Origin of the sequence: Nonomuraea sp. NPDC005501 (assembly GCF_040605905.1) — a bacterium.
GTDB lineage: Bacteria > Actinomycetota > Actinomycetes > Streptosporangiales > Streptosporangiaceae > Nonomuraea.
This window is the reverse complement of sequence record NZ_JBEXDT010000021.1, coordinates 1-24,724: the sequence shown is the minus strand read 5'-3', so window position 1 is coordinate 24,724 and position 24,724 is coordinate 1. Positions and strand designations below refer to the sequence as shown.

Below are 24,724 nucleotides of genomic sequence, written 5' to 3'. Positions count from 1 at the left end.
GCGACGGGCCGGCCGCGTGATCGTGCGGCCCCTTGCCGGGCGCGGCGAGACATCCTAGGTTTTGGGGCGTGATCGTGGACGCGCACCAGCACTTCTGGGACCTCGGGACCGGCTCCTACCCGTGGCTGACGCCGGAGCACGGCGTGTTGTACCGCACGTACCGGCCGGCGGACCTGGCGCCCGAACTGGCCGCGGCCGGGGTGGACGCCACCGTCCTGGTGCAGGCGGCCGACTCGTACGAGGAGACCGACGCCCTGCTGGCGCTGGCCGACGCCCACGACTTCGTCGCCGCGGTGGTCGGCTGGGTGCCGCTGACCCGGCCCGACGAGACCGCCGAGGCCATCGAGCGCTATGCCAGACATCCGAAGTTTCGCGGAGTTCGGCACCTCATCCACGACGAGCCGGACCCCGACTGGGTGGTTCAGGAGACCGTGCTGGAGTCGCTCGGGCTGCTGGCGGAGGCGGGGCTGACCTTCGACGTGGTCTCCCAGCTGCCCCGGCACCTGGACCACGTGGTCACGCTGGCCGAGCGCCATCCCACGCTGCGCGTCGTCGTGGACCACCTGTCCAAGCCGCGCGTCAGGGAGCACCTCTGGGAGCCGTGGGCGTCCCAGATCACGCGGGCGGCGGCGCTGCCCAACGTGTACGCCAAGGTGTCCGGGCTCGTCACCGAGGCCGACCACGAGAGCTGGACCGTGGAGGACCTGCGGCCGTACGTGGACCACGCGGTGCGGGTTTTCGGCCCCGAGCGGCTGATGGCCGGCAGTGACTGGCCGGTGGCGCTGCTCGCCGCCGACTACGGGACGGTCTGGCAGGTGACGTCGTCCCTGCTGGGAGGCACGGACCGGGAGCTCGTGCTGGGGGAAACAGCGCGGCGTTTTTACGCATTCGAGTGATCTTCCCCCCGGCATTATGGCTGGGTGTTTTCTTGGGTTTAGGGAACTTTGGGGTGGAAAAGCTGCGGATGTGGGGGGACTACGCTGCGTCGATGGATCTTTCCTTACCGTCACGCCCGTCGCGTGCACGGACAGCGTCGGCATGCCCTACGAGGTCACCCTGGAGCTGTCGCGCGACGGCACGCCGTACGGCGTCGTGGGGGAGCGGTGCGGGTGGCTGCTGCGACGGCTGGCGCACGGCGTGGACGAGGCCCGCGCGGGGCGCGGGGCGGCCGGGCGGTGGCCGGACCCCGATGATCGCTTCCCCGACGAGGACCCGGACAGCGAGCTGTTCGTGTTCCGGTATCGTACGAGGTCAGCCGTGGTGGGAGGAGGCGAGCTGCGCTGCCAGCTCCGCACGATCCCGCTGTGGGTGCCCGGGCGTGGCCGGCCGGGGCGATGGCGGCTGACGCGCCGCGCCTTCGTCGAGGCGTGGGGCACGGGGGGCGTCGGCATGCGTGCCGTGCTCACCTCGGCGGAGCTCGCCGGCTTCGTGCACGCGCTCGTCGCTGAGGCCGACGGCTGTCTCGCCACGACCGTGCCGAGACGGCGGACGCCCCGCCGTTCGGCCGAAGATCTCAACAGGAATCCCAATGAGGGAGCAGGCACGGGCGAAACGCGGTGATAATTGCCTGTTAGGTCATTCGACCAAAGGCACAGCACCGCTGGGGAGGGACTCCGTGGGCCTGCGCGACCTGGTCTACCGGCTGTACGAACGCCGGTTGGAGGCCAAGCTGTCCAAGGACAGCGGTCCCCGGCATGTCGGGGTCATCATCGACGGCAACCGCCGCTGGGCACGCGCCATGGGCATGCGCGACGTCTCCAGGGGCCACCGCAAGGGTGCGGACAAGATCTCCGAGCTGCTCACCTGGTGCCGGGAGTCCGGCGTCGAGGTGGTCACGGTGTGGATGCTGTCCAACGACAACCTCAACCGGCCCAGCGAGGAGCTGGAGCCGCTCCTGCGGATCATCGAGGACGTCACGCAGGAGCTCGTGGAGCAGGGCTGGCGGATCAGCCCGGTCGGGGCGCTCGATCTGCTCCCCGACAGGACCGCCAATGTCCTAAAAAACGCGAAAGAAGCGACATCGCACCGTCCTGGCCTGATTGTGAACGTTGCAGTTGGGTATGGAGGAAGACGTGAGATTGCCGATGCGGTGCGCTCACTCCTCCAGGAGCAAGCCAGCAAGGGGGCCAGCATCGAGGACCTCGTCGAGGTACTCGATGTGGAGCACATCGCGGAGCATCTCTACACTCGCGGCCAGCCCGACCCGGACCTTCTCATCCGGACCTCGGGCGAGCAGCGGCTGTCCGGCTTCATGCTCTGGCAGAGCGCTCACTCCGAGTTCTACTTCCACGAGGCTTACTGGCCTGACTTCCGCAGGGTCGACTTCCTGCGGGCGCTGCGCGACTACGCCGCGAGGCACCGGCGTTACGGTTCCTGACCCGACATCTGGGTATCCAAGACGTAACGTTGGAAGTGTCCGGTCACAGACCGGACACTCCGGAGAGGGCCCCATCCTTGCGCCAAGACTTGCCGAGGGGGCCGGAATTCGGCGTCGCCGGCACGTCGCGGCCGAGGACACGGGTCCGGTCCGATTCCCACCTCGTCTGCAGGGTGCCCCCCGCCAGGGGCGCCCGGGGGAGAACGTGTGGCAGTGTCCTCGAGCAACCCGTCCACCCAGTCCGGCAAGCGCACGTACGTGCTGGACACCTCGGTGCTCCTCGCCGACCCGGCGGCGATGACCCGCTTCGCCGAGCATGAGGTCGTCCTCCCGATCGTGGTCATCACGGAGCTGGAGGGGAAGCGGCACCATCCCGAGCTGGGCTACTTCGCGCGCAAGGCCCTGCGCTACCTCGACGACCTGCGCGTCAGACACGGCCGGTTGGACGAGCCGATGCCGGCGGGGGACGGCACCATCAGGGTGGAGCTCAACCACAGCGACCCGTCCATCCTGCCCGTGGGCTTCCGCCTGGGCGACAACGACACCCGCATCCTCACGGTGGCCCGCGCGCTGGCCGCCGAGGGCTGTGACGTCGTGCTGGTGTCCAAGGATCTGCCCATGCGGGTCAAGGCGGCCTCGATCGGCCTGGCCGCGGAGGAGTACCGCGCCGAGCTGGTCGTCGAGTCGGGCTGGACCGGGATGGCCGAGATCCAGGTGACCGACGAGGACGTTCAGACCCTCTTCGACCAGGGCTCGGCCGAGGTGGAGGAGGCCAGGGAACTGCCCGCCCACACGGGCCTGCGGCTGCTGTCGAACAAGGGCTCGGCACTCGGCCGGGTGCTGCCCGACAAGTCGGTACGGTTGGTGCGCGGCGACCGCGAGGTGTTCGGCCTGCACGGCCGCTCGGCCGAGCAGCGGATCGCGCTCGACCTGCTGATGGACCCGGAGATCGGCATCGTGTCGCTCGGCGGCCGGGCCGGCACCGGCAAGTCCGCGCTGGCGCTCTGCGCGGGCCTTGAGGCCGTCCTGGAGCGCCGCCAGCACCGAAAGGTGATCGTCTTCCGGCCGATCTACGCGGTGGGCGGCCAGGAGCTCGGCTACCTGCCCGGCACCGAGGGCGAGAAGATGGGCCCGTGGGGCCAGGCGGTCTACGACACCCTGGGCGCGATCACCTCGCCGGAGGTGATCGAGGAGGTGCACGACCGCGGGATGCTGGAGGTGCTGCCGCTCACCCACATCCGCGGCCGGTCGCTGCACGACGCGTTCGTGATCGTGGACGAGGCCCAGTCGCTGGAGCGCGGGGTGCTGCTGACGGTGCTCAGCCGCATCGGCGCCAACTCCCGCGTGGTGCTCACCCACGACATCGCCCAGCGCGACAACCTGCGCGTCGGCCGGCACGACGGTGTCGTGGCCGTGGTGGAGAAGCTCAAGGGCCACCCGCTGTTCGCCCACGTGACGCTGACGCGGTCGGAGCGCTCGCCGATCGCCGCCCTGGTGACGGAGATGCTGGAGGACATCAACCTCTAGGTCGCCTCAGGCGGGTCACTTCAGGTCGCCGCAGATGAACCGCCCCTCCACCTTGGAGGGGCGGTTCTCGTACCTGTGGACGATCTTGACCTGCTCGAACGCGGCGTCCTGCTGGGCCGTGCACACGATCTGGGCCTTGGCGGGCCGCGACAGGGTGCCCTCGCCCTTGACGATCACGGTGAGCGTCGAGGTGCGGGGCAGCTTGACCTCGTCGCGCCGGATCGGGTTGAGGGAGTCCTCGATGCCTTCCAGGGTGAACCCGCGCAGCGCCGTGTCACGGCCGCCGAGCGGCTGCGTTGAGGCCGCGAACAGGGCCGTCAGGAGGCTCTCGACGGTGTCCGACTCGACGTCGGCCGGCTCCAGCGTCAGCTTGCCGCCCTTGATCAGGTAGATGGTCTTGGACGGCGGAGGCACCGCGACCGTCGGCGGCCCGGCCACCTCCCGCACGTCGGTCGGCGAGATGCCGCAGGCGGACACGGGCACCAGCAGGGCGCCCGTGAGGAGCGCCAGGGCGCCCCGTGCGCCGCGTGGGCGCAGCGGGCCCCGGCCGGGGGTCGTCCGTGCCGTGCGGCCCCTCATGCGCGCGGCAGCCAGACCGTGAAGAGCGTGCCCGGCGACTGCGGGCGAACGGAGATCGTGCCGCCGTGGAGCTGCGCGTTGGCCCGCGCGATGGACAGGCCGAGGCCGCTGCCCTGGCTGCGGGTCCGCCCGGCGCCCGCCTTGAAGAACCGGTCGAAGACATGGGGCAGTGCCTCGGGCGGGATGCCCTTGCCGTGGTCGCGCACCTTCACCTCCAGGCCGTTCTCCGTGCCCCGGGCGCTCACCAGCACCGGCGCCCGGCCGTGCTTGAGCGCGTTGCCGACCAGGTTGGCCACGATGATGTCGAACCTGCGCGGGTCCAGGTTGACCGTCAGGCCCGGCGGTACGCTCACTTGCACGTCCTCGTCCCAGCCGCGCACCTCCAGGCAGCCCTGGACGGCGTCGGACACGTTGACCGGCTCCAGGTTGAGCGTGGCCGTGCCCGCGTCGAACCGGCTGATCTCGATGAGGTGCTCGATCAGCTCGCGCAGCCGCTCGATCTCCCTGAGCACGAGCCGGACGGCCTGTGCCGTGTCCTCCGGGAGCCGCTCCGCCTCGTCGTTCAGCACGTCCGCCACGGCCGTCATCGCGGTCAGCGGCGTGCGCAGCTCGTGGGAGACGTCCGCGACGAACCGGCGCGACATGGCCTCCAGCGCCCGCAGCTCCGACACGCTCAGCTCCAGCGCCGCCGCCGCGTCGTTGAAGCGGGAGGTCAGCTCGGCCAGCTCGTCCTGCCCGTGGACCGGCAGGCGGGTGTCGAGCCGGCCCTGTCCGAGCGCCTGGGCCGCCGCGCTCAGCCGCCGGACCGGGAGCAGCACCTGCCGGGCCGACAGCAGGGCCACGACGAGGGCGATCGCGACGATGCTGGCGCCGCCCTGGGTGAGCTTGCCGCGCAGCGCCGCGAGCTGGCTCTGCTCGTCACGCAGCGGGAAGAAGACGAAGGTACGCAGCCCGGTCGGCTCGGCGGTGGAGCCGGCGCGCCGGTAGACCTCGGAGCCGACGACGAGCCACAGCTCGTTGCCGATCACCCTGAGCTGGGTGACGACGTTCTGCTTGGCCCGGCCGTACAGCTCGTTGGGCACGTCGTCCATGGTCAGCGGGCCGTCGGCGTAGATCAGGTCGCGGTACTCGACGACGACGCTGCGTCCGGGGCCGTCGAGCGCCTGGCCGAGCTGCTCCAGGTTCTGCGCGGTGGGCGACGCCTCGCCCTGCCGCAGTCTGCCGATCGGGAAGGTGATGCGGTCGAGCTCGCGGCTGACCACGTCCACGGCGGTGTCCTCGGCCCGCTCGACCAGCGCGGTCTTGGCCAGCTCGAAGCCGATGGTCGCGACGAGCACCGAGGCGGTGACGGCGACCAGGGTGAAGGTGATGACGAGCCGCGCGCGCAGGCCGATGGGCAGTCTGATCAGCCGTCCGAGACGGTTCCTGATCATGGAGGGCTGAACCGGTAGCCGAACCCGCGCACGGTGTGGATGAACACCGGCTCGGCCGGCTTCGGCTCGATCTTCGCGCGTACCCGCTGGACGCAGGCGTCCACCAGGCGGGAGTCGGCGACGTGCGTGTGGTCCCAGACCTCCCGCAGGAGGTAGCGCCGGTTGAGCACCTGGCCGGGGTGGCGCACCAGCTCCAGCAGCAGCCGCAGCTCGGTCGGGGTCAGGTGGATCTCCTTGCCGGCCAGCGTGACCTTCAGCGCGCCCCGGTCGATCACGAGGTCGCCGAACGTGATGCGGTCCGAGGCCGCCGACTCGGCGCGGCGCAGGATGGCGCGGATGCGGGCGTCGAGCACGCGCGGCTCGACGGGCTTGACCACGTAGTCGTCGGCCCCGGCCTCCAGACCGACCACGATGTCGAGGTCGTCGCCGCGGGCGGTGAGCAGGATCACGGGGAGCTGGTCGAGCCGGCGGATGCGGCGGCACACCTCGACCCCGTCGATGCCGGGGAGCATGACGTCGAGGATGGCGATCTCGGGCCGGCGCGACCGGATGTGGTCCAGGCCCTCCTCGCCGGTGGCGTAGGAGGTGACGGAGTGTCCCTGCCGCGTCAGTGCCAGCTCCAGGGCTGTGCGCACGGAGGCGTCGTCTTCGATGAGGAGGATGCCGGCCACCTGCACATTATTCGTCCAGATATGGGATGCATCTGACGTGCGTCATAGAACTGTGACATGTCACGCACACGACCACAAAAAACGCCCGTCAGCCTATAGGCCGCCTCTGCTCACCGGAAAGCCACGGTAACGTGTGACGAAAATCACACCGTGCGGGAAACGGCACGCCAAGTGGCTGGTGGGACCAGAGTTGTCCTGCCGAATGTCCCGTTTCGGTTGCGGACCACCCCCCAGGACAGGGCAAGCTCATTGCTCGTGAGCCCAGGACCGCAGTTGAGTGAGCGTCGCGCTCCCGAAACCCCCCGCTCGGCACGCCGACCGGCCCGTTCCTCGAGGCTGACCCCCAAGCGGGTGCTCGGCGTCGGCCTGGCGGTCGTGATCGTCGTCGGCGGCGGCGGCTTCGTCGCCTACCGCGCCGTCCAGAACGCCGACGCGCCCCGCACCCCCTTGTCGCTGACCGACATGGGCAACATCGCCAGTGGCGACTTCGGCGGGTCCGACCCCAAGACCGACGCGCTCAAGGAGGCCGCCGTCCAGGCCTACCGAGCCGACAAACTGAAGGACGGGCGCGCCGGCAAGCCGTCCGGCTTCGACTGGGTCGAGGTCAAGAAGAAGGCCCCGGGCGGCGGCGGCTTCCCGCCCACCAACTTCCCGCCCGGCAGCACCCCCTCACCGGGCACCAACAAGGCCGTCGCCAGGACCATGCTCGCCTCGTTCGGCTACGGCGCCGACCAGTGGGGCTGCCTCGAACGGCTCTGGCAGAAGGAGAGCGGCTGGAACGAGCGGGCGATGAACCGCTACTCCGGCGCGTACGGCATCCCTCAGTCCCTGCCCGGCAGCAAGATGGCCTCGGCCGGCGGCGACTGGCAGACCAACGCCGCCACCCAGATCAAGTGGGGTCTCGGCTACATCAAGGGCCGCTACGGCTCGCCGTGCGGCGCGTGGGGACACTCCCAGTCCACGGGTTGGTACTGACAGGTCATCCTTTTCCTCAGCAATCGGCAAGCCTGTGGGTCAGATCATGAGGGTGGGCGCACGCTGACCGCATGGCTGTGAAGGTCAGTGTGATCGTCGATGTCCACAACCCGGGGGATACGGCCGACCCGTGCCTGCGCTCCGTCCTGGGCCAGTCGCTGCCGGCCGACGACTACGAAGTGATCTTCGTGGATGACGGGTCCGCCGACGGTATCGCCGAGCGGCTCGACACGGTCGCCGCGGTGCGCCGCAACGTCCGCGTCCTGCACCTGCCGCACAGCGGCTCCCCGATGCGGGGCCGCAACGTCGGCATCGCGGCGGCCAGGGGCGAGTACGTCTACCTGATGTCCCAGTGCGACCGGCTGGAGCGCGAGGCGCTGGAACGCATGTACGAGCGGGCCGTGGAGACGGACGCCGACGTGCTGGTCGGCCGGCTGGCCCGCGACACGGGGCCGCCCATGAGCGCCTTCCAGCAGAGCCGGGCCCGCGCCGACATCCTGCGTGACCGGCTCTTCTCCCTCCTCACCCCGCACAAGCTCTACCGCCGGGCGTTCCTGGAGCAGCACGGCCTCGGCTTCGCCGCGCCGGGCGGCCAGCTCGCCGAGCAGGCGTTCTCCGTGCGGGCCTACCTCAACGCCAAGGTCGTCGCCATCCTCGCCGAGCAGGTCTGCTGCCACCTCGGCGAGTGGCCCGAGCCCGAGGAGGACCCCCGGACGATCGTGACGGAGCTGCGCGAGCTGCTGGACGACATCGACTCCTGCATCGGCGAGGGCCGCCACCGCGACCGCATGTACGCCTACTGGTTCCGCTCCACCGCGCTGCGCCCGTTCCTCACCAGCAGGTTCGCCGGCTCCTCCATCGACCGGGGCATGCACTTCACCATCCTCAGGGAGCTGGTGCTGGAGCGCTTCCCCGAGCGGCTCGACCGCTACCTGCCCGTGCACCTGCGCGTCGTGGCGGCGCTCCTGCGCGCCGGCCGGCTCGACCAGCTCGTCCTGCTGGCCAACTCCACCCGCCGCGCCGGGCTGGCCGCCGACCTGACCGAGGTCCGCTGGGACGGCCACGTGCTCGTGCTCGCGCTGACCGTCGAGGTGCTGGGCGGCGACGGGCGGCTCACCGTCTTCCGCGCCGACGGCGACCGGCTGCACTGGATCCCGCCCCGCTCGGTCGACCCCTCGCTGCTCCCGGACGGCGTCACCGACGTCACCTCCGCGGTCGAGCGGGCCCGCATCGAGGTCTACGTCCGGCACGCCGAGACGGGCGTCATCCACTTCCTGCCGGTCGCGTACCGGGTCGAGCGCGTCCAGGAGGGGCGCCGCCACACCCGCGTGCGCATCGTCGGCGAGGCCCGCGTGGACGCCACCGAGGCCGCCATGGGCCGGCCGCTGAGGTCCGGCCAGTGGGAGGTGCACGTCCGCATGTACGGCGGCGCGCACCAGGCCAGGGCCCGGGTAAGCCGCCCGGAGGGGCCGCTCAACTGCCTCGGCGTGCTCGCCGAGCGGCCGAAGACGCGCCTGGTGGTGCCCTGCTGGACCGACGAGGGCGAGCTGGGCCTGGCCGTCGAGCCGCGCTCGTTCGCCGAGTCGATCGCCCTGGTCTCGCCGGGCGTCACCGTCCGGCGGCAGGAGGGCAGCCTGTACGTGGTGCTGCCGGTGCCGTACGTGCCGCCGAGCGGGGGACCGCCGCTGGAGCTGGTGCTGCGCGGCACCGGGCGCAGGACGCGCGAGGTGAGCGCGCCCGCCCTCGTCGAGCCGGGCTTGACGCGCACCGCCGGCCAGCTCGTGGCCAGGCTCCCGGTCAGGCGGATGTTCGCGCCGCCGGACGTGCTCGGGCCGGGCCGGTGGCTGCCGTCGCTGCGCGGCGCGGAGGAGGAGATCGGGCTCCGGTTCGGGCTGGAGATCCGGCGCGGCGCGGTCATGGTCCGCCCGACCGCCGCCGTGGCGCCGCCCCGCCGGTCGCCGCTCGGCCGCGACACGGCCCTGCACCGGATCGGCCGGCGCCTGCCCTTCGCCCGCCACCTCGTACGGCTGGCACGCGCGGGCAGGCACCGCTACCTCAAGGACTGACAGCCCCTACCGGCCCGTCCACTCCTCCAGCTCGGCGAAGGCGTCGCGGAAGACCGGCAGCATCGGCCTGAGCCGGTCCGGGTAGACGTCCACCAGGCTGTCGAGGTGGTTGCCGCCCTCCACCCGGTGGTAGCGGAAGGGCCGGTGCGGGCCCACCATCCGGGCGTACACGTCCGAGTCGCGCTCGATGGGCAGCAGCGAGTCGAGCGTGCCGTGCAGCGTGATCAGCGGCTTGGTGATCCGCCCGGTGAGCGCGATCTTGGCGAGCGCCGCGTAAGGCCGGCGCGCGTCGTAGTCGTAGTCGGCCGGGGCGCCGTCGTAGGCCGGGTCCAGCTCCTTCTGGTAGAGCTGCTGGGTGAGCTCCCAGTAGTACTGCCGGTGGAACGGCCACAGGAACTCCGAGCCGGCCGCGAAGCCCGCCTCCCGCACCCCGGCCTCGTCCGGGTACGCCTTCAGCGCCGCCGGCAGGAAGTTCAGCAGGTTGTCGCCCTTGACCCGCCAGAGCGTGCCCTCCCAGTCGACGCCGCCGTCGTAGAGCCACCCGCGGTTCTCCAGCTGCCACCTGACCAGGTAGCCGCCGTTGGAGATGCCCGCCACGTACGTGCGCCGCGGCGGCTTGCCGTACCGCTGGGCGGCGACGGCCTTGGCGGCGACCGTGAGCTGGGTGACGCGCTCGTTCCACTCGGCGATGGCGTCGCCGGGGCGGCGGCCGTCGGTGTGGAACTCCAGGCCGGTGTTGCCCTTGTCGGTGGCCGCGAAGGCGTACCCCTTGGACAGCACCCAGTCGGAGATCGTGAAGTCGTTGGCGTACTGCTCCCGGTTGCCGGGGGTGCCGGTGACGACCAGGCCGCCGTTCCAGTGCTCGGGGAGCCTGATGACGAACTGGGCGTCGTGGTTCCAGCCGTGGGTGGGGTTGGTGGTGGAGGTGTCGGGGAAGTAGCCGTCGATCTGGACGCCGGGGACGCCGGTGGGGTTGACGGTGGCTGCCGAGTGCAGGCCGGCCCAGTCGGCGGGGTCGGTGTGGCCGGTGCGGGTGGTGCCGGCGGTGGTGAGGTCGTCGAGCGTGGCCGTGACGGTCCGCTCGGCGCCCGGCACGGTGAGCGTCCCGGCCCGCCCGGCCGCCGGGGCGGCCGGTGACGCCGGGCTGAGCAGGCTCGCGACGAGGGTGAGGGCCCCGGCGGCCAACTGGTAGTGGGCGAGCATCAGGACTCCTGGAGGTGCCGGGCCAGCAGGCGCCGGAAGTCGTCGGGGCGTTCCAGGTGGGGGCTGTGGCCGCACTTGTCCAGCACCGCCTCGCGGTACGGGCCGTAGCGGCCGAGAACGGCCCGGGTCTGGGTGACCATGGGCTGCGCCGGCGTGCCGGGGGAGCCGGGCACCACGCCGATGGCGCCGAGGTGGGCCAGGTCGAACAGCGAGGTGTCGGAGACGATGACGTCGTCGGCCCCGCGGATCCACAGGATGGGCGGCTTCGGGCTGATCTCGTGGAGGTCGTCCAGGCGGAAGCGGGTGGGCGCCGCGGCGTTGAGCACCCCCTGGGTGCCCGGGGCGACGCCCGGCCACGCGGGCGAGGTGGCCGCGTCGCCCGGGTAGTGGCCGTCGCCGACCCGGGTGGTGAGCATGGCGGCGACGTACCGGTCCTCGTCCTCCACCGGGCTCGCCACGTACGCGGAGCGGAACACCGAGCGGGGCGAGGCGGGGTCCTCGTCCGACAGGTCGCCGCGCCGCAGCCGGGCCACGAACTCCTGGTTGACCGCCCCCGCCCCCGACCCGGCGCCGTCGGGATGAGTCAGCGTGCCGTCAGGGCCCTCGGTGCCGCCGAACCCGTAGGGGGAGATCGGGTTGACCAGCGTGACCGACCGGACGGCGGCGGGCCGGTCGCGCAGCGCCTGGAGGACGACGCCGCCGCCGAGGCTCCAGCCGACGAGGTGGACGGCGGGCAGCTCCAGCGCGTCCACCAGCTCCAGCAGATCGTCGGAGTAGTCCCGCAGGCCGCGCGTGGCGTCCACGGGCTCCGGGTCGGTGTCGCCGAAGCCGCGCAGGTCCACCGCGAGCGGCCGGAAGCCGTCCGGCAGCGCGGCCATGCTCGTGTGCCAGAACGCGGAGGAGGAGACGTTGCCGTGGACGAACAGGACCGGCTCGCCGGCCCGGCCCTCGACGGTCACGACGTGCTGGGTGAGCCTCGGCGTCGTGACCTTCACGGACGTGAACTCCGGGGAGGCGCTCACGCGCGGACCTTCTCGGCCAGGTCGCGGCCCTGGGTCTCGCGGGCGGCGAAGACGGCGATCAGCGTGAGCACCGCCGCCGCGCCGAGGTACACGGAGATCGGCAGGGAGCTGCCGAAGTCCTTGAGCAGGGCGACCGCGATGAGCGGGGCCAGCGCCCCGGCCACGATCGCCGAGAGCTGCGCGCCGATCGACACCCCGGTGTACCTCATCCGGGTGCCGAACAGCTCGGAGAAGAACGCCGCCTGCGGGCCGTACATCATGCCGTGGAAGATCAGGCCCACGGTGACGGCCAGCGTGATCGCCAGGAAGTTGCCCGTGTCGATGAGCGGGAAGAACGCGAAGATCCACAGCCCGATCCCGGCGGCGCCGGCGATGTAGAGCGGCCGGCGGCCGAGCCGGTCCGACAGGGCTCCCCACATGGGGATCGTGACGAAGTGGATCGCCGAGCCGATCAGCACGGCGTTGAGCACGGTCGAGTTGGCGATCCCGGTGCTCTTGGCGTAGGTGATGACGAAGACCGTGATCAGGTAGAACGAGATGTTCTCCGCCAGCCGCGCGCCGATGGCGATGAGCACGTCGCGCCAGTGGTGGCGCAGCACGCCGATGATCGGCGCCGTCTCCTCCGGCTCGGCCTGCTGGAACACCGGGGACTCGGTGATCGACAGCCTGATCCACAGCCCGATCAGCACCAGCACGCCCGACAGCAGGAACGGCACGCGCCAGCCCCAGCTCAGGAACGCCGCGTCCGACTGCGTGGCGGCGAGGATGGCCAGCACGCCGGTGGCGAGCAGGTTGCCGCCGGGCGCGCCCGCCTGCGGCCACGAAGCCCAGAAGCCGCGCCGGCTCGCCTCGCCGTGCTCGGAGACGATCAGGACCGCGCCGCCCCACTCGCCGCCGAGCGCGAAGCCCTGCACCAGCCGCAGCACCGTGAGCAGCACCGGCGCCGCGGCGCCGACGGTCGCGTACGTGGGCAGGCAGCCGATGAGGAACGTGGCGGCGCCCATCAGGAGCAGGCTGACCACCAGGAGGGTCTTGCGGCCGAACCGGTCACCGTAGTGGCCGAAGATCAGGCCGCCGAGGGGGCGGGCGACGAATCCGACGGCGAGGGTGAGGAACGCGAGGAGGGTGCCGGTCAGCGGATCGGCCTCGGGGAAGAACAGCTTGTTGAACACGAGGGCGGCTGCCGAGCCGTACAGGAAGAAGTCGTACCACTCGATGGTGGTGCCGATCAGGCTGGCGCCGACGACCCTTTTGATGGAAGTGGCCATGCCGTCACGCTAGGGAGTGACGGGAGTCACTTATATGGGGGCGAAGCCCACAGTCTACGGCGCCGATGTGTGGCCGAGGCGGTGCAGGCGGAGCGCGAGCTGGATCTCCAGCGCCCGCTCCGGCTCCGACCAGCCGTCGCCGAGGAGCTTGCCGATGCGGTCGAGCCGCTGGGTGACGGTGTTGACGTGGATGTGCATGACCTCGGCCGTACGGGACGGGGAGCAGCCCGTGCCGAAGTAGGCGGCCAGCGTGCCGGTCAGCGCGGTGCCCCGGCGGGCGTCGTAGTCGACGACGGGGCCGAGCGCCGAGCGGACGAAGCCGTGCACGTCGCGGCCCTCACCGATGAGCAGGCCGACGAAGCCCAGCTCGGCGGCGCTCGCGCCGTCGCCGGCGCGGCCCAGCGCGATCAGCGCCTCCGCGCACCGCCGCGCCTCCCGGTAGGCCCCGGCCACGTCACCGGCTCTGTCACCGGCCCTGTCGCCCGCCCTGTCACCCGCCACGTCTCCCGCCCTGTCGCCCACCCGTGCGGCGCCCGCCGTCGCCGGCGTGCCCAGCGAGGCGCTCAGCTCGGCGGCGACGCGCTGAGCGAGCGCGCCCGCGTCGTCGCCGGGCAGGAGCAGCACGACCTCGCCGGCCCGGCCCGCGGCCAGCCCGTGACGCACCGCGGCGTGCGACGACGCCCAGAACGCGGCCCGCTCCCGCTGCCCGTCGTGCCGGGCGGCCACGACCACGTGCGGCGCGCCCAGGTCCACGCCCAGCCGCCGCGCCCGGTCCGTCAGGCCGGGAGTGCCGGGCCGGGAGATCAGGTCGTCCAGCAGCTCGCCCCGCACCCGCCCCTCGGCCTCGGCCACGCTGCGGCGGAACAGCAGCAGCAGCGCGCACACCAGCGCCGCCCGCTCCAGGATCCGCTCGTCGGCGTCGTCGCTGCGCAGGACCAGCGTGCACAGCGGCTCCCCGCCGACGTCCACCGACGCGATCCGCAGGTCACCCCTGCGCACCGTACGGCCCAGCGCCCGCGACGCCTGCGCGGCCTCGAACACGCCCGCGTCCAGCTCGCCCACGGCCCCGTCGAGCGGCCCCGCGATCGGCCTGCCCAGGTCGTCGAGCACGGCCAGCGAGCCGCCCAGCACGTCGGTCACCACGGCCGCCACGTCCTCGATGCCGCCGCCCCGCAGGACCAGCGAGGTCATGCGGTCGTGCGCGAGCGCGGCCCGCTCCACGGCCTCGGCGTGCGCCCGGGCGGTGCGATGGGCGCTGGACAGCTCCTCCAGCGCGTTGCGCGTCTCCTGGAGCAGCCGGGCGTTGTCGATGGCGACCGCCGCGTGCGCCGCCAGGCTCGCCAGCAGCGACACCTCCTCCTGGTGGAAGGGCCGGGCACTGCGGTCGGCGGCCATCAGCACGCCGATCACCCGCTGTCCCAGCCGCAGCGGAACGCCGAGGATCGCGACCAGGCCCTCTTCCTTGACGGCCTCGTCGATGTCGTCCTTGTGACGGAACCTGGCGTCGGCGAAGTAGTCGGCCGTGGCGTACGGGGTGGCCGACTGCGCCACCAGCCCGCCGAGCCCGGCCCCCATGGCCAGCCGCAGCGCGCGGAACTTCGCCGAGATCGACCCGTCGGTGACCCGCATGTACGTGTCGCCCCGCTCCGGGTCGTGCAGGGTCATGTACGCCGTGTCCGTGGCCAGGAGCTGCCTGGCCCGGTGGACGATCGCCTCCAGCACCGCGTCCAGGTCGCGCAGCGCGGCCAGGTCGCCGGCCGTGTCGTACAGGGCGGACAGCTCGGCCTCGCGCCTGGCCCGCCTTCTCAGCAGCGCCCGCACCCTGAGCGCCTCGATCTTGGCGCGTTCGAGCTCCTCGATCGTCGCCGCGTCGGCCCCCTCGGCGCGGGCCTGGATGATCGGCCCCTCGAACTCCACGGCCGACGCCTCACGGGCGAGCAGCTCCAGGAAGTGGGTGGCGGGCGTGTTCATGACGTCGGGGCTACCGCGCCGTCCAGCCGCCGTCGACGGGCAGCGAGACGCCCGTGATGAACGAGCCGCTCGGGCCGCACAGGTACGCGACCAGCTCGGCCACCTCCTCCGGCTCGATGAGGCGCTTGATCGCCGCGGGTCTCAGCATGACGTCCTCGACGACCTTACCCGGGTCGATGCCGTGGGCCCTGGCCTGGTCGGCGATCTGGTCCTCCACGAGCTGCGTGCGCACGTACCCGGGGCAGACGCAGGTCGAGGTCACGCCGTGCGGGCCACCCTCCAGCGCGATCGTCTTGGACAGGCCCTCCAGCGCGTGCTTGGCCGTCGTGTACGCCGACTTGAACGGCGAGGCGCGCAGCCCGTGGACCGACGAGATGTTGACGAACCGGCCCCACTCCCGGGCGTACATGCCGGGCAGCACTCGCCGCGCGATGCGGAACGGCGCCTCCACCATGACGCGCAGCATGGTGGCGAAGACCTCCGGCGGGAACTCCTCGATGGGCGCCACGTGCTGGAACCCGGCGTTGTTGACCACGATGTCCACGTCGGCGGGCAGCCCCTCGGCGAACCCCGGATCGCCCAGGTCCGCCACCACGGCCGTGCCGCCCACCTCGGCGGCCACCTTCCCGGCCGCCTCCGCCCTGCGGTCGACGACGAGCACGTGCGCTCCCGCGGCGGCCAGCCGCCGCGCGCAGGCGGCCCCGATGCCGCCGCCCGCCCCGGTCACCAGCGCGGTCCGCCCCGTCAGCGCACCGGTCAGTTCGTTCGCCATACCTCCGACCCTAAGCGCTGCGCCGCAGCCGCATGATGGGGCCCGGCTACACAGATCACCATCGCCCTATGTGGGCCGGCCCGGCTGATACAGTTTGCCCCATGACCGCGTACGCGCAGCAGTGGTGGCCCGCCTCCTAGGCGGACCCGCACGCGCATACGCATCCCGGCCGCCTCGACGAGGCGGCCGCCCGCATGTCCGGGACGCCCCCCGTCGAGCACCTCGACCAGCGAAAGGGCGTTCACATGACGATCACCTGGGCCTCCCTGCTCGGCTCGCTCCTCGACGGCTCCTCCCTCCGGGCACACCAGACCGCGTGGGCGATGGACCAGATCATGTCCGGCGCGGCCACGGACGCCCAGATCGCCGGCTTCGCCGTGGCCCTGCGCGCCAAGGGCGAGACCGTGGACGAGGTGACGGGCCTGGCCGACGGCATGCTGGCCCGCTCGTACGCGATCAGGGTGCCGGGCGAGACGGTGGACCTCGTCGGCACCGGCGGCGACCGGGCGGGCACGGTCAACATCTCCACCATGGCCGCCGTCGTGACCGCGGCGGCCGGGGCCCGCGTGGTCAAGCACGGCGGCCGGGCCTCCTCCTCGACCACGGGCGCGGCCGACGTGCTGGAGGCGCTGGGCGTGCGCGTCGAGCTGCCGCCGGCCGAGGTCGTGCGGATCGCCGAGGAGGTGGGCATCACCTTCTGCTTCGCCGGGGCCTTCCACCCGGCGATGAGACACGCCTCGCCCGTCCGGCGCCAGCTCGGCGTGCCCACGTTCTTCAACTTCCTCGGCCCGCTCACCAACCCGGCGCTGCCCGCCGCGCAGGCCGTGGGCGTCGCGGACGCGCGCATGGCGCCGGTGATCGCGGGCGTGCTCGCCCGGCGCGGCTGCTCCTCGCTCGTCTTCCGCGGCGACGACGGCCTCGACGAGCTGACCACCACCGGCCCGTCCACGATCTGGGTGGTACGCCGGGGCAAGGTCACCGCGACCCCGTTCGACCCCGCCGACCTCGGCATCCCGCGGGCCCGTCCGGAGGACCTGCGCGGCGGCGACGCCGAGCACAACGCCGCGGTCGCCCGCGCGGTCCTGGCGGGCGAGCCGGGACCGGTGCTCGACATCGTGCTGCTCAACGCCGCCGCCGCGCTCGTGGCCGCCGAAGGGGCCCCGCCCGCCGCCGACCTCGTCCCGTCCCTGGGAGCCGCCCGCAAGCGCGCGGCCGACGCCGTCGAGTCCGGGGCCGCGGCCGCGCTGCTGGCCCGCTGGGCCCACGCCACCGGCTGAGCGGCGCCGGTCAGTCCTTGCCGGAGTTCGTCATGGCCAGCACGTCGAGGACCGCGTCGAGCTGCTCCTCGGTGATCTTTCCGGACGCTACGTGGCCGCGCTCGACGACCACCTCCCGGACGGTCTTGCGCTCGGCCAGGGCCTGCTTGGCGATGCGCGCCGCCTCCTCGTAGCCGACGTACCGGTTGAGCGGGGTGACGATCGACGGCGAGGACTCCGCGTACTCGCGCAGCCGCTCCACGTTGGCCGTGATGCCCGCCACGCAGCGGTCGGCGAGCAGCCGCGACACGTTCGCGAGCAGCCGGATCGACTCCAGGATGTTGCGCGCGAGCACCGGGAGCTGCACGTTGAGCTCGAACGTCCCCGAGGCGCCCGCGAACGTGATGGCGGCGTCGTTGCCGATGACCTGCGCCGCCACCATGGCCGTGGCCTCGGGGATCACCGGGTTGACCTTGCCCGGCATGATGGACGAGCCCGGCTGGAGGTCGGGCAGGTTGATCTCGCCGAGCCCGGCGCGCGGCCCGGAGCCCATCCAGCGCAGGTCGTTGGCGATCTTGTTGAGGGACACGGCCACGACCTTGAGCTGACCCGACAGCTCGACGATCGAGTCCTGCGCGCTCTGCGCCTCGAAGTGGTCCAGCGCCTCGCGGAACGGGATGCCGGTCGCCTCGCGCAGCTTGGCGATGGCCTTCTCGGCGAAGCCCGGCGGGGTGTTGATGCCGGTGCCCACGGCCGTGCCGCCCAGCGGCAGCTCCAGCACGTGCCCGAGCGCCGACTTCACCCGCACCAGCCCGTGCTCGATCTGCGAGGCGTAGCCGCCGAACTCCTGCCCGAGCGTCACCGGCGTCGCGTCCATCAGGTGGGTCCGCCCGGACTTCACCACCTGGTCGAACTGGAGGGCCTTGGCCCGCAGGCTCGCCGCCAGGTGCTCCAGCGAGGGCATCAGGTGGTAGGTCACCTCGGTCGCCGCCGCCACGTGGATGGAGGTGGGGAAGACGTCGTTGGACGACTGCGAGGCGTTCACGTGGTCGTTGGGGTGGACGGGCCGGCCCAGCCGCTCCTGCGCGAGGTGGGCGACGACCTCGTTGGCGTTCATGTTGGACGAGGTACCGGAGCCGGTCTGGAAGACGTCGATCGGGAAGTGGTCGTCGTGCTCGTTCTCGGCGACGTCGGCCGCGGCCTGCGCGATGGCCTCGGCCAGGTCCTTGTCCAGGACGCCCAGCTCGGCGTTGACCTCGGCGGCCACGGCCTTGATGAGGCCGAGCGCGGCGATGTGCGACGGCTCCAGGGGCCGTCCGGAGATGGGGAAGTTCTCGACCGCCCGCTGGGTCTGCGCGCGCCACCTGGCTCCGGCGGGCACGCGCACCTCGCCCATCGAGTCTGTTTCGATGCGGAACTCGCTCATGCCCCCAGTCTGTCCCACACCGGACGTCTCAATCGGGGGCGCGGGGGTGCCGGATCAGCTCGACAGGATGGCCACGATGAGGATCGCGATCATCACGGCGGCCGCGGCGGCCACCGCCATGAGGACGAGCATGCCCGTGCGGTTGCCGGCGGGCCGCTCCTCGGGCCCCGCGATGGCGAACAGGTCGGTGCCGAGCCCCTTGGAGTCGGGCCGCTCCGTGGCCATCCCCTGCGGCCCGTAGGGTGCCGGGCCCGGCTGCTGGGGGCCGGGGGGAGGACCCTGGTAGGGGCCCTGACCGGAGATCGGCTGCTGGGGGTACTGGCCGGGCCGGCCCTGCGGCACGGGGCGGGCGGGCTGCTGGCCCGGAGCCGGCGGGTAGACCTGCTGGCCGGGGGGAGCGCTGTGGGGCCGGGGCGTCTGGATCCGCTGGGTCTGGAGGGACCCCTCGTCGGCGGGCGGCCCCTGCTGGGGGCGGCCCGGGAGCGGGGTCTTGGGGCGCATCAGGCTGACCGTGCGCTCGGAGTCGGGCACCGCACGGCCCGCCCCCTGGGCGCCGGGCCGTTGCGGGCCGGGCTGCTGGGAACCGGCCTGCTGGGCGGCGGGCTGCTGAGGCCCGGCCTGCTGGGGACCGGTCTGCTGGGCGCCGGGCGCCGCCCCGGCCTTGGGGCGCGGCACCGTGCCGGAGCCGTCACGACCTGACCCCTCGCGGCCCGAGCCCTGGGACCCGGCCGTCCCCCCGGCCTGAGGACGCGCGCCCGCTCCCCGCTGAGGGCCGGACGCCGGCGAGCCCGGCGTCCTGGAGCCGCTGGCGGGGTTGGTGGCGTCGGGCACGGAGGCCTCCTGGCCGGTCAGGGCCTCGGCGGTGATGACCGGCATCTCGTGGGTGGGGGTGTCGGCGACCATCCGCAGCATGGTCTCGGCCTTGGCCGCGCTCAGCCGCTTCCTGTGGTCCTTGTTCAGCAGCCCGGTCAGCACGGGCCCGAGCTGGCCCGCCTGGGTGGGCGGGTCGGCGTTCTCGCTCAGCAGCGCCGCGAGCGTCTCCGCGATCGAGGCCCGCTCGTACGCGGGACGCCCCTCGACGGCGAAGTACAGCGTCGCCCCGAGCGACCAGATGTCGGACTCGGGACCGGTGTACTCGCCCCTGGCGCGCTCCGGAGCGGTGTAGCCGGGGGAGCCGATCACCATGCCGGTCTTGGTGAGCCTGGGGTCGCCCTCGGCCTTGGCGATGCCGAAGTCGGTCAGCACCACGCGACCGGTCTCGGTGATGAGCACGTTGCCCGGCTTGACGTCGCGGTGCGTGATGCCCTGGGCGTGCGCGGCCCGCAGCGCGCCGAGCAGGTCGACGCCGAGCTCGGCGACCAGCCGGGGCGGCAGCGGCCCCTCCTCGTCGATCACCTGCTCCAGGGAGCGGGCCTCGACCAGCTCCATGATGATCCACGGGCTGCCGTCCTCGATGAGCACGTCGTGGATGGCGGCGACGGCCGGGTGGCTGATGCGCGCCGCGATGCGGCCCTCGCGGACCATGCGCTCGCGCAGCTCGGCCCGCTGCTCCTCGGTGAGTCCGGAGTCCTGCCGGATCTCCTTGACCGCCACCTCGCGGCCGAGGGCACGGTCCCTGGCGCGCCACACCGTCCCCATCGTCCCTCGCCCGAGCGGAGAGATGAGCTCGTAGCGCTCGGCGAGCAGGCGTGTCTGGTGTTCCGGCATGAGAAGAAGATATCTATTTCGCTTGGAAAGTGCTTTAGCCTCGCTTGCGAAGTTCCCTTGGCCAGAACCTTCGAGGAAGGCACAACTTTATCACCGTCGTCATGACGCGGGCATAGATCGACGGAGTCGCGGGCCGCTGCTCCACCCGCCGGCGATGGACGCCTTCGCCGGGCCGGCGCTCCTGCCTGGGCGAGGGCACCGTGACCGGGGCGGCCAGGATGTCGGCCCGCTGCATGGCGTCGGCTCTGTGCAGCCCGCGATGCGAGGGCCGGCGTGGGAAAGAGGCCGCGGTCGCCGCCTGTGCCGCTCGTACGGGCCTGCGGGAGGCCAATGGCTCCTCTGCCGAGCCGCCCGCCGCCACGCGCGCCAGCATGAGCGAGGCGCGCACGGAGTCGAGGCGGGTCTCCGGGTCGATGCGGAGCAGCGCGTCCAGCACGGGCGCGAGCGGGCCCGCCTTGGTCATCGGGATGGGCTCGCCGCTGGTCAGCGCCGCCAGGGCCGCGGCGGCCGTACGGCGGCCGTGCAGGCCCCTGCCCTCGACGGCGGTGTAGAGCGTCGCGCCGAGCGACCACAGGTCGCCGGCGGGGCTGGCCTTGGCGCCGAGCACCCGCTCCGGCGCGATGTAGCCCGCCGAGCCCAGCACGATGCCCGCCTGCGTGATCGAGACGTCGCCCTCCAGCGCCGCCAGGCCGAAGTCGGTGAGCACGGCCCGGTCGTCGGTGACGAGCACGTTGCTGGGCTTCACGTCGCGGTGCAGGATGCCCTTGGCGTGCACGGCCCGCAGCGCGCCGAGGATCTGCCGGCCGATCTCCGCGGCCCGGCGCGGATGGAGCGGTCCCTCCTGCTGGATGAGCTGCTCCAGCGACCTCGCCTGCAGCAGCTCCATGACGATCCACGGCCGGTCGTCCTCGGTCACGACGTCGAACACCGTGATGACCGACGGGTGCGCCACCATCGCCGTGGCCCGGCCCTCGCGCTCGGTGCGGGCGCACAGCTCCGCCCGCAGCTCCTCGTCGAGGACCGCCGGCAGGCGTACCTCCTTGACCGCGACGTAGCGGTCGAGCAGCTCGTCGTGCGCCCGCCACACGGTGCCCATGCCGCCGCGTCCGACCGGCTCCAGGAGCCGGTAGCGCGCGGCGAGAAGGTAACCGGAGGGCGCACGCATGCCTGGCAGCTTACCTATTTGTGTAAACCGACCAGTAGAGGCCCGGCCGATAAAATGTTGCGAATCCAAGTCAACCCGTCTGACTCGCCCCGTCAGCGAGCCTGCTCGGCGCGCCCATGGACGCGCGAAGTGTCGTGCCCGTCCACATGGTGAGGGCCCGGCCGCCGCGCCGCAAGGGATGCGCGCGACGCCGCGTGTACGTGCCCGCCGCGGACCCCGGTCCCGTACGCCGTGACTCCCGACCGTTCCGCACCCGATACGGAATGGCATTTCCCCAGCTCCGAGGCCCTTTCCGAGGTGGCTTCCCAAGTCCGGAGAAAAGCGCATTACGCCGATAAAGGGGGCTCAGTCAGCACGGGAAGGGGTGCGCCGGGAACTCTGGGGTGCGGTAGGCCGGTTGTAAGGGTGTCGTAAGGGGGTGGGTGCAGAGTGAAGCTACTAACGAGGCGACTCCCCAAGAATCCGGAAAGTGACCGCCACGATCGGCAGAATGGGGAGCACGCGTCGGAGGCACGACCAAGTCAGCGATCATGACGGCTTCACCCGAAGGACGTGATGAGGATGCGCCAGACCCAGGTTCACCCCCGGCCGAGGAAGCCGGCCGGCCCCTCCCTCGACCTTCGCACTCCGTCGGGGCGCAAGCTGCCCTTCTGAAACCCATCGCAGGAGCGTCATCTGAGAGGTGCACGATGTGCTGCAGTCACTTCCCCGTCTGCCCCGCCGCGGTATCGCCCGACCGTGAGGCGGCCCATGTGATCTCGGCCCACCCCGACCAGGGCTGGAGCCTGCTCTGCAACGGCGTCGTGCTCTTCGAGGACACCGGCCTGCTGCTGCCCGACGGCAGCGTCGTGGCCCCCCACCGAGCCGCTGTCCTGGCCTGACCCGCCTCCCCGCGCCGCCTTCGGTGACCCCGGAAACGCCGAAGGCCCCGGCCGGTCGACGTGCCCGGCGGGGCCTCCTCGCGGCTCAGGTCAGCGGCGGCCGATCGACAGCACCGGCCCCGTGCGATCGTCGAAGAAGTCGTCGCCCTTGTCGTCCACGACGATGAACGCGGGGAAGTCCTCCACCTCGATCTTCCACACCGCCTCCATGCCCAGCTCCGGATACTCCAGGACCTCCACCTTCCTGATGCAGTCCTGCGCCAGCCGCGCCGCCGGCCCGCCGATGGAGCCCAGGTAGAAGCCGCCGTGCTGCCGGCACGCCTCGGTCACCTGGCGCGACCTGTTGCCCTTGGCGAGCATGACCATCGAGCCCCCGGCCGCCTGGAAGCGCTCCACGTAGGAGTCCATCCGCCCCGCCGTCGTCGGCCCGAACGAGCCCGACGCGTAGCCCTGGGGCGTCTTGGCCGGCCCCGCGTAGTAGACGGCGTGGTCCTTCAGGTACTGCGGCATCTCGCCACCGTCGTCGAGCAGCTCGGCGATCTTGGCGTGCGCGATGTCACGGGCGACGACGAGCGGGCCGGTCAGCGAAAGGCGCGTCTTGACCGGGTACTTGGTGAGCTGGGCGAGGATCTCCGGCATGGGCCGGTTGAGGTCCACCTTGACGACGTCGTCCGACAGGTGCTCGTCGGTGGTCTCCGGCAGGAAGCGGGCCGGGTCGGTCTCCAGCTGCTCCAGGAAGACGCCCTCCGGCGTGATCTTCGCGAGGGCCTGCCGGTCGGCCGAGCAGGAGACGGCGATGGCGACCGGGCAGGAGGCGCCGTGGCGGGGCAGCCGGATGACCCGCACGTCGTGGCAGAAGTACTTGCCGCCGAACTGGGCGCCGATGCCGAGCTTCTGGGTCAGCTCGAAGACCTTGGCCTCCAGCTCCAGGTCGCGGAAGCCGTGCCCGGACGGCGATCCCTCGGTGGGGATCGAGTCGAGGTAGCGGGCGCTGGCGTACTTGGCCGTCTTCAGCGCGTACTCGGCGGACGTGCCGCCGACGACGATCGCCAGATGGTACGGCGGGCAGGCCGCGGTGCCGAGTGAGCGGATCTTCTCCTCCAGGAAGGCCAGCATGCGCTTCTCGTTGAGCACCGCCTTGGTCTCCTGGTAGAGGAACGACTTGTTGGCCGAGCCGCCGCCCTTGGCCATGAACAGCAGCTTGTACTCGTCGGGGTGGCCGTGGGGGTCCTCGGCGTAGAGCTCGATCTGGGCGGGCAGGTTGTTGCCCGTGTTCTTCTCCTCCCACATGGTCAGCGGGGCCATCTGGGAGTAGCGCAGGTTGAGCCGGGTGTAGGCGTCGTACACGCCGCGCGCGACGTGCTCGGCGTCGCGGCCGTCGGTCAGCACGTGGCGGCCGCGCTTGCCCATGACGATCGCGGTGCCGGTGTCCTGGCACATGGGCAGCACGCCGCCGGCCGAGATCGAGGCGTTCTTCAGCAGGTCGAGCGCCACGAACCGGTCGTTGCCGCTGGACTCCGGGTCGTCGATGATCTTGCGGAGCTGGGCCAGGTGGGACGAGCGCAGGAAGTGGGAGATGTCGTGCACGGCCGTCTCGGTGAGCAGCCGCATCGCCTCGGGGTCGACCTCCAGGAACGTGCGGCCGGCCGCCTCGACTCTCCGCACCCCCTCCGAGGTGATCAGCCGGTACGTGGTGTCGTCGGCGCCCAGCGGGAGAAGATCGGTGTAGTCGAACTCGGCCATGCCCATCCTTTCGATTTCCCAAAGCGTACGCCCACGCGAGGCCCGCTCCCGCCCGGCCTCCGGCCCGGGCTCACGTGCGCTCGGCGGCGAGATCCGGCACGGGGACGGGCCCGGGAGCGGGCGGCGCGGGGCGGCGGGCGGTGAGGCCGACGAGGATGCCGCACACCACCAGCCCCGCGCCCAGCAGGTCGTAGCCGGACGGCGTCGCGATGCCCAGCACCGCGCCGGTCGCGATGGCCCCCACCGGGATGAGGCCCGCGAACAGCCCGGCCCGCCCCGGACCGAGCTGCGGAAGCGCCGTGTACCACAGGAAGAACGCCACCACGGTGACCACGAAGGCCAGGTAGGCGAACCCGGCCGCCTCCGCGACGGTCGGCACCCGGAGCATGCCCGTGCCCTCCCGCACCACCCCGATCACGGTCAGCAGGGGCACGGCCAGCGCGGTCGAGTACGCGCTCACCCGTACCGCACCCAGCTTGGGCAGCAGCGGGAGGGCCAGCAGCGAGAAGGCGATCTCCCCGGCGAACGCGCCGAGCGCCCACAGCAGGCCGTGCAGGTTGCCGCTGCCGAGCCCGGTGGCCAGCGTCGCGCCCGCCACGACCTTCTCGCCGCCCGTGTTGATCACGTCGTCGGCCCGGCCCAGCACGCGCAGCCGTCCGCCGGACAGCTCGCCCAGGTCGGA

General features: G+C 72.2%; 21 protein-coding genes. 8 read left to right on the top strand and 13 right to left on the bottom strand.

The window, feature by feature from the left end; genetic code table 11:
• The first annotated feature begins 68 nt into the window (after positions 1–68).
• The 4 genes from ABZS51_RS13700 (at position 69) to ABZS51_RS13685 (ending at position 3,904) form a co-directional block, all read left to right on the top strand.
• Complete coding sequence (locus ABZS51_RS13700; RefSeq protein ID WP_355439789.1) at positions 69–896, top strand: amidohydrolase family protein; 828 nt, start codon at positions 69–71, stop codon at positions 894–896.
• A gap of 142 nt (positions 897–1,038) precedes the next feature.
• A complete protein-coding gene (locus tag ABZS51_RS13695; protein ID WP_310709721.1) occupies positions 1,039–1,560 on the top strand; it encodes a hypothetical protein in 522 nt (173 codons plus the stop codon).
• A 55-nt stretch (positions 1,561–1,615) separates the two neighbouring features.
• Complete coding sequence (locus tag ABZS51_RS13690; RefSeq protein WP_310709722.1) at positions 1,616–2,377, top strand: isoprenyl transferase; 762 nt, start codon at positions 1,616–1,618, stop codon at positions 2,375–2,377.
• A gap of 207 nt (positions 2,378–2,584) precedes the next feature.
• Positions 2,585–3,904, top strand: coding sequence for a PhoH family protein (locus ABZS51_RS13685; RefSeq protein WP_310709723.1), 1,320 nt, complete (start codon positions 2,585–2,587; stop codon positions 3,902–3,904).
• A 15-nt stretch (positions 3,905–3,919) separates the two neighbouring features.
• Here the strand turns inward: ABZS51_RS13685 and ABZS51_RS13680 are convergent, their stop codons facing one another.
• Genes ABZS51_RS13680 through ABZS51_RS13670 form a run of 3 tightly spaced genes read right to left on the bottom strand, consistent with a single transcriptional unit; the run spans position 3,920 to position 6,587 of the window.
• Positions 3,920–4,483: a hypothetical protein gene (locus ABZS51_RS13680; RefSeq protein WP_355439784.1), complete on the bottom strand. Its 564-nt coding sequence runs from the start codon at positions 4,481–4,483 to the stop codon at positions 3,920–3,922.
• Positions 4,480–5,916, bottom strand: coding sequence for a HAMP domain-containing sensor histidine kinase (locus tag ABZS51_RS13675; RefSeq protein WP_355439781.1), 1,437 nt, complete (start codon positions 5,914–5,916; stop codon positions 4,480–4,482). Before ABZS51_RS13675 ends, ABZS51_RS13680 begins: the two co-directional genes overlap by 4 nt.
• A complete protein-coding gene (locus ABZS51_RS13670) occupies positions 5,913–6,587 on the bottom strand; it encodes a response regulator transcription factor (protein ID WP_175603042.1) in 675 nt (224 codons plus the stop codon). Before ABZS51_RS13670 ends, ABZS51_RS13675 begins: the two co-directional genes overlap by 4 nt.
• A gap of 273 nt (positions 6,588–6,860) precedes the next feature.
• On the opposite strand from ABZS51_RS13670, the gene ABZS51_RS13665 reads away from it, so the two are divergent.
• Positions 6,861–7,562: a lytic transglycosylase domain-containing protein gene (locus ABZS51_RS13665; protein ID WP_355439778.1), complete on the top strand. Its 702-nt coding sequence runs from the start codon at positions 6,861–6,863 to the stop codon at positions 7,560–7,562.
• A gap of 71 nt (positions 7,563–7,633) precedes the next feature.
• A complete protein-coding gene (locus ABZS51_RS13660) occupies positions 7,634–9,628 on the top strand; it encodes a glycosyltransferase family 2 protein (protein WP_355439776.1) in 1,995 nt (664 codons plus the stop codon).
• 6 nt (positions 9,629–9,634) lie between these two features.
• Here the strand turns inward: ABZS51_RS13660 and ABZS51_RS13655 are convergent, their stop codons facing one another.
• Genes ABZS51_RS13655 through ABZS51_RS13635 form a run of 5 tightly spaced genes read right to left on the bottom strand, consistent with a single transcriptional unit; the run spans position 9,635 to position 15,864 of the window.
• Entirely contained in the window at positions 9,635–10,831 is a 1,197-nt protein-coding gene (locus ABZS51_RS13655) for a tannase/feruloyl esterase family alpha/beta hydrolase (RefSeq protein WP_355439773.1), read from the bottom strand.
• Complete coding sequence (locus tag ABZS51_RS13650) at positions 10,831–11,853, bottom strand: alpha/beta hydrolase (protein ID WP_355439770.1); 1,023 nt, start codon at positions 11,851–11,853, stop codon at positions 10,831–10,833. The genes ABZS51_RS13655 and ABZS51_RS13650 overlap by 1 nt, the downstream gene beginning before the upstream one ends.
• Entirely contained in the window at positions 11,850–13,121 is a 1,272-nt protein-coding gene (locus ABZS51_RS13645; protein ID WP_355439767.1) for an MFS transporter, read from the bottom strand. Before ABZS51_RS13645 ends, ABZS51_RS13650 begins: the two co-directional genes overlap by 4 nt.
• A gap of 54 nt (positions 13,122–13,175) precedes the next feature.
• The gene (locus tag ABZS51_RS13640) at positions 13,176–15,092 is read right to left on the bottom strand and encodes a helix-turn-helix domain-containing protein (RefSeq protein ID WP_355439764.1); all 1,917 of its coding nucleotides are present in this window, start codon (positions 15,090–15,092) and stop codon (positions 13,176–13,178) included.
• Between the two features lie 10 nt (positions 15,093–15,102).
• Positions 15,103–15,864, bottom strand: a complete 762-nt coding sequence (locus tag ABZS51_RS13635; protein WP_355439761.1) for a 3-hydroxybutyrate dehydrogenase — start codon at positions 15,862–15,864, stop codon at positions 15,103–15,105.
• A gap of 245 nt (positions 15,865–16,109) precedes the next feature.
• On the opposite strand from ABZS51_RS13635, the gene trpD reads away from it, so the two are divergent.
• Positions 16,110–17,141 (top strand): anthranilate phosphoribosyltransferase, encoded by a 1,032-nt coding sequence (gene trpD, locus ABZS51_RS13630; RefSeq protein WP_355439758.1) that lies wholly within the window; start codon positions 16,110–16,112, stop codon positions 17,139–17,141.
• A gap of 10 nt (positions 17,142–17,151) precedes the next feature.
• On the opposite strand, the gene ABZS51_RS13625 is transcribed toward trpD, so the two are convergent.
• From ABZS51_RS13625 to ABZS51_RS13615, 3 genes are read right to left on the bottom strand one after another with little or no spacing between them, the layout of a single operon-like run.
• Positions 17,152–18,546, bottom strand: coding sequence for a class II fumarate hydratase (locus ABZS51_RS13625; RefSeq protein WP_355439755.1), 1,395 nt, complete (start codon positions 18,544–18,546; stop codon positions 17,152–17,154).
• A 54-nt stretch (positions 18,547–18,600) separates the two neighbouring features.
• On the bottom strand, positions 18,601–20,253 hold the full coding sequence (locus ABZS51_RS13620) for a protein kinase (RefSeq protein WP_355439752.1): 1,653 nt from the start codon (positions 20,251–20,253) through the stop codon (positions 18,601–18,603).
• A gap of 34 nt (positions 20,254–20,287) precedes the next feature.
• The gene (locus tag ABZS51_RS13615; RefSeq protein WP_355439749.1) at positions 20,288–21,418 is read right to left on the bottom strand and encodes a serine/threonine-protein kinase; all 1,131 of its coding nucleotides are present in this window, start codon (positions 21,416–21,418) and stop codon (positions 20,288–20,290) included.
• A gap of 689 nt (positions 21,419–22,107) precedes the next feature.
• Between ABZS51_RS13615 and ABZS51_RS13610 the strand changes: the two genes are divergently transcribed.
• Positions 22,108–22,299, top strand: a complete 192-nt coding sequence (locus ABZS51_RS13610) for a DUF5999 family protein (RefSeq protein ID WP_310709737.1) — start codon at positions 22,108–22,110, stop codon at positions 22,297–22,299.
• Between the two features lie 90 nt (positions 22,300–22,389).
• On the opposite strand, the gene ABZS51_RS13605 is transcribed toward ABZS51_RS13610, so the two are convergent.
• Positions 22,390–24,042 (bottom strand): fumarate hydratase, encoded by a 1,653-nt coding sequence (locus ABZS51_RS13605; protein WP_355439745.1) that lies wholly within the window; start codon positions 24,040–24,042, stop codon positions 22,390–22,392.
• A 70-nt stretch (positions 24,043–24,112) separates the two neighbouring features.
• The coding region (locus ABZS51_RS13600; protein ID WP_355439742.1) for an EamA family transporter at positions 24,113–24,724 on the bottom strand (612 nt) is incomplete at its 5' end.

Bases quoted from the DNA above. Each gene is read 5' to 3' on its own strand.
- ABZS51_RS13695 (WP_310709721.1), top strand. From the start codon at position 1,039: ATGCCCTACGAGGTCACCCTGGAGCTGTCGCGCGACGGCACGCCGTAC.
- ABZS51_RS13680 (WP_355439784.1), bottom strand. From the start codon at position 4,483: ATGAGGGGCCGCACGGCACGGACGACCCCCGGCCGGGGCCCGCTGCGC.
- ABZS51_RS13675 (WP_355439781.1), bottom strand. From the start codon at position 5,916: ATGATCAGGAACCGTCTCGGACGGCTGATCAGACTGCCCATCGGCCTG.
- ABZS51_RS13660 (WP_355439776.1), top strand. From the start codon at position 7,634: ATGGCTGTGAAGGTCAGTGTGATCGTCGATGTCCACAACCCGGGGGAT.
- ABZS51_RS13655 (WP_355439773.1), bottom strand. From the start codon at position 10,831: ATGCTCGCCCACTACCAGTTGGCCGCCGGGGCCCTCACCCTCGTCGCG.
- ABZS51_RS13645 (WP_355439767.1), bottom strand. From the start codon at position 13,121: ATGGCCACTTCCATCAAAAGGGTCGTCGGCGCCAGCCTGATCGGCACC.
- ABZS51_RS13640 (WP_355439764.1), bottom strand. From the start codon at position 15,092: ATGAACACGCCCGCCACCCACTTCCTGGAGCTGCTCGCCCGTGAGGCG.
- ABZS51_RS13635 (WP_355439761.1), bottom strand. From the start codon at position 15,864: ATGGCGAACGAACTGACCGGTGCGCTGACGGGGCGGACCGCGCTGGTG.
- trpD (WP_355439758.1), top strand. From the start codon at position 16,110: ATGACGATCACCTGGGCCTCCCTGCTCGGCTCGCTCCTCGACGGCTCC.
- ABZS51_RS13625 (WP_355439755.1), bottom strand. From the start codon at position 18,546: ATGAGCGAGTTCCGCATCGAAACAGACTCGATGGGCGAGGTGCGCGTG.
- ABZS51_RS13620 (WP_355439752.1), bottom strand. From the start codon at position 20,253: ATGCCGGAACACCAGACACGCCTGCTCGCCGAGCGCTACGAGCTCATC.
- ABZS51_RS13615 (WP_355439749.1), bottom strand. From the start codon at position 21,418: ATGCGTGCGCCCTCCGGTTACCTTCTCGCCGCGCGCTACCGGCTCCTG.
- ABZS51_RS13610 (WP_310709737.1), top strand. From the start codon at position 22,108: ATGTGCTGCAGTCACTTCCCCGTCTGCCCCGCCGCGGTATCGCCCGAC.
- ABZS51_RS13605 (WP_355439745.1), bottom strand. From the start codon at position 24,042: ATGGCCGAGTTCGACTACACCGATCTTCTCCCGCTGGGCGCCGACGAC.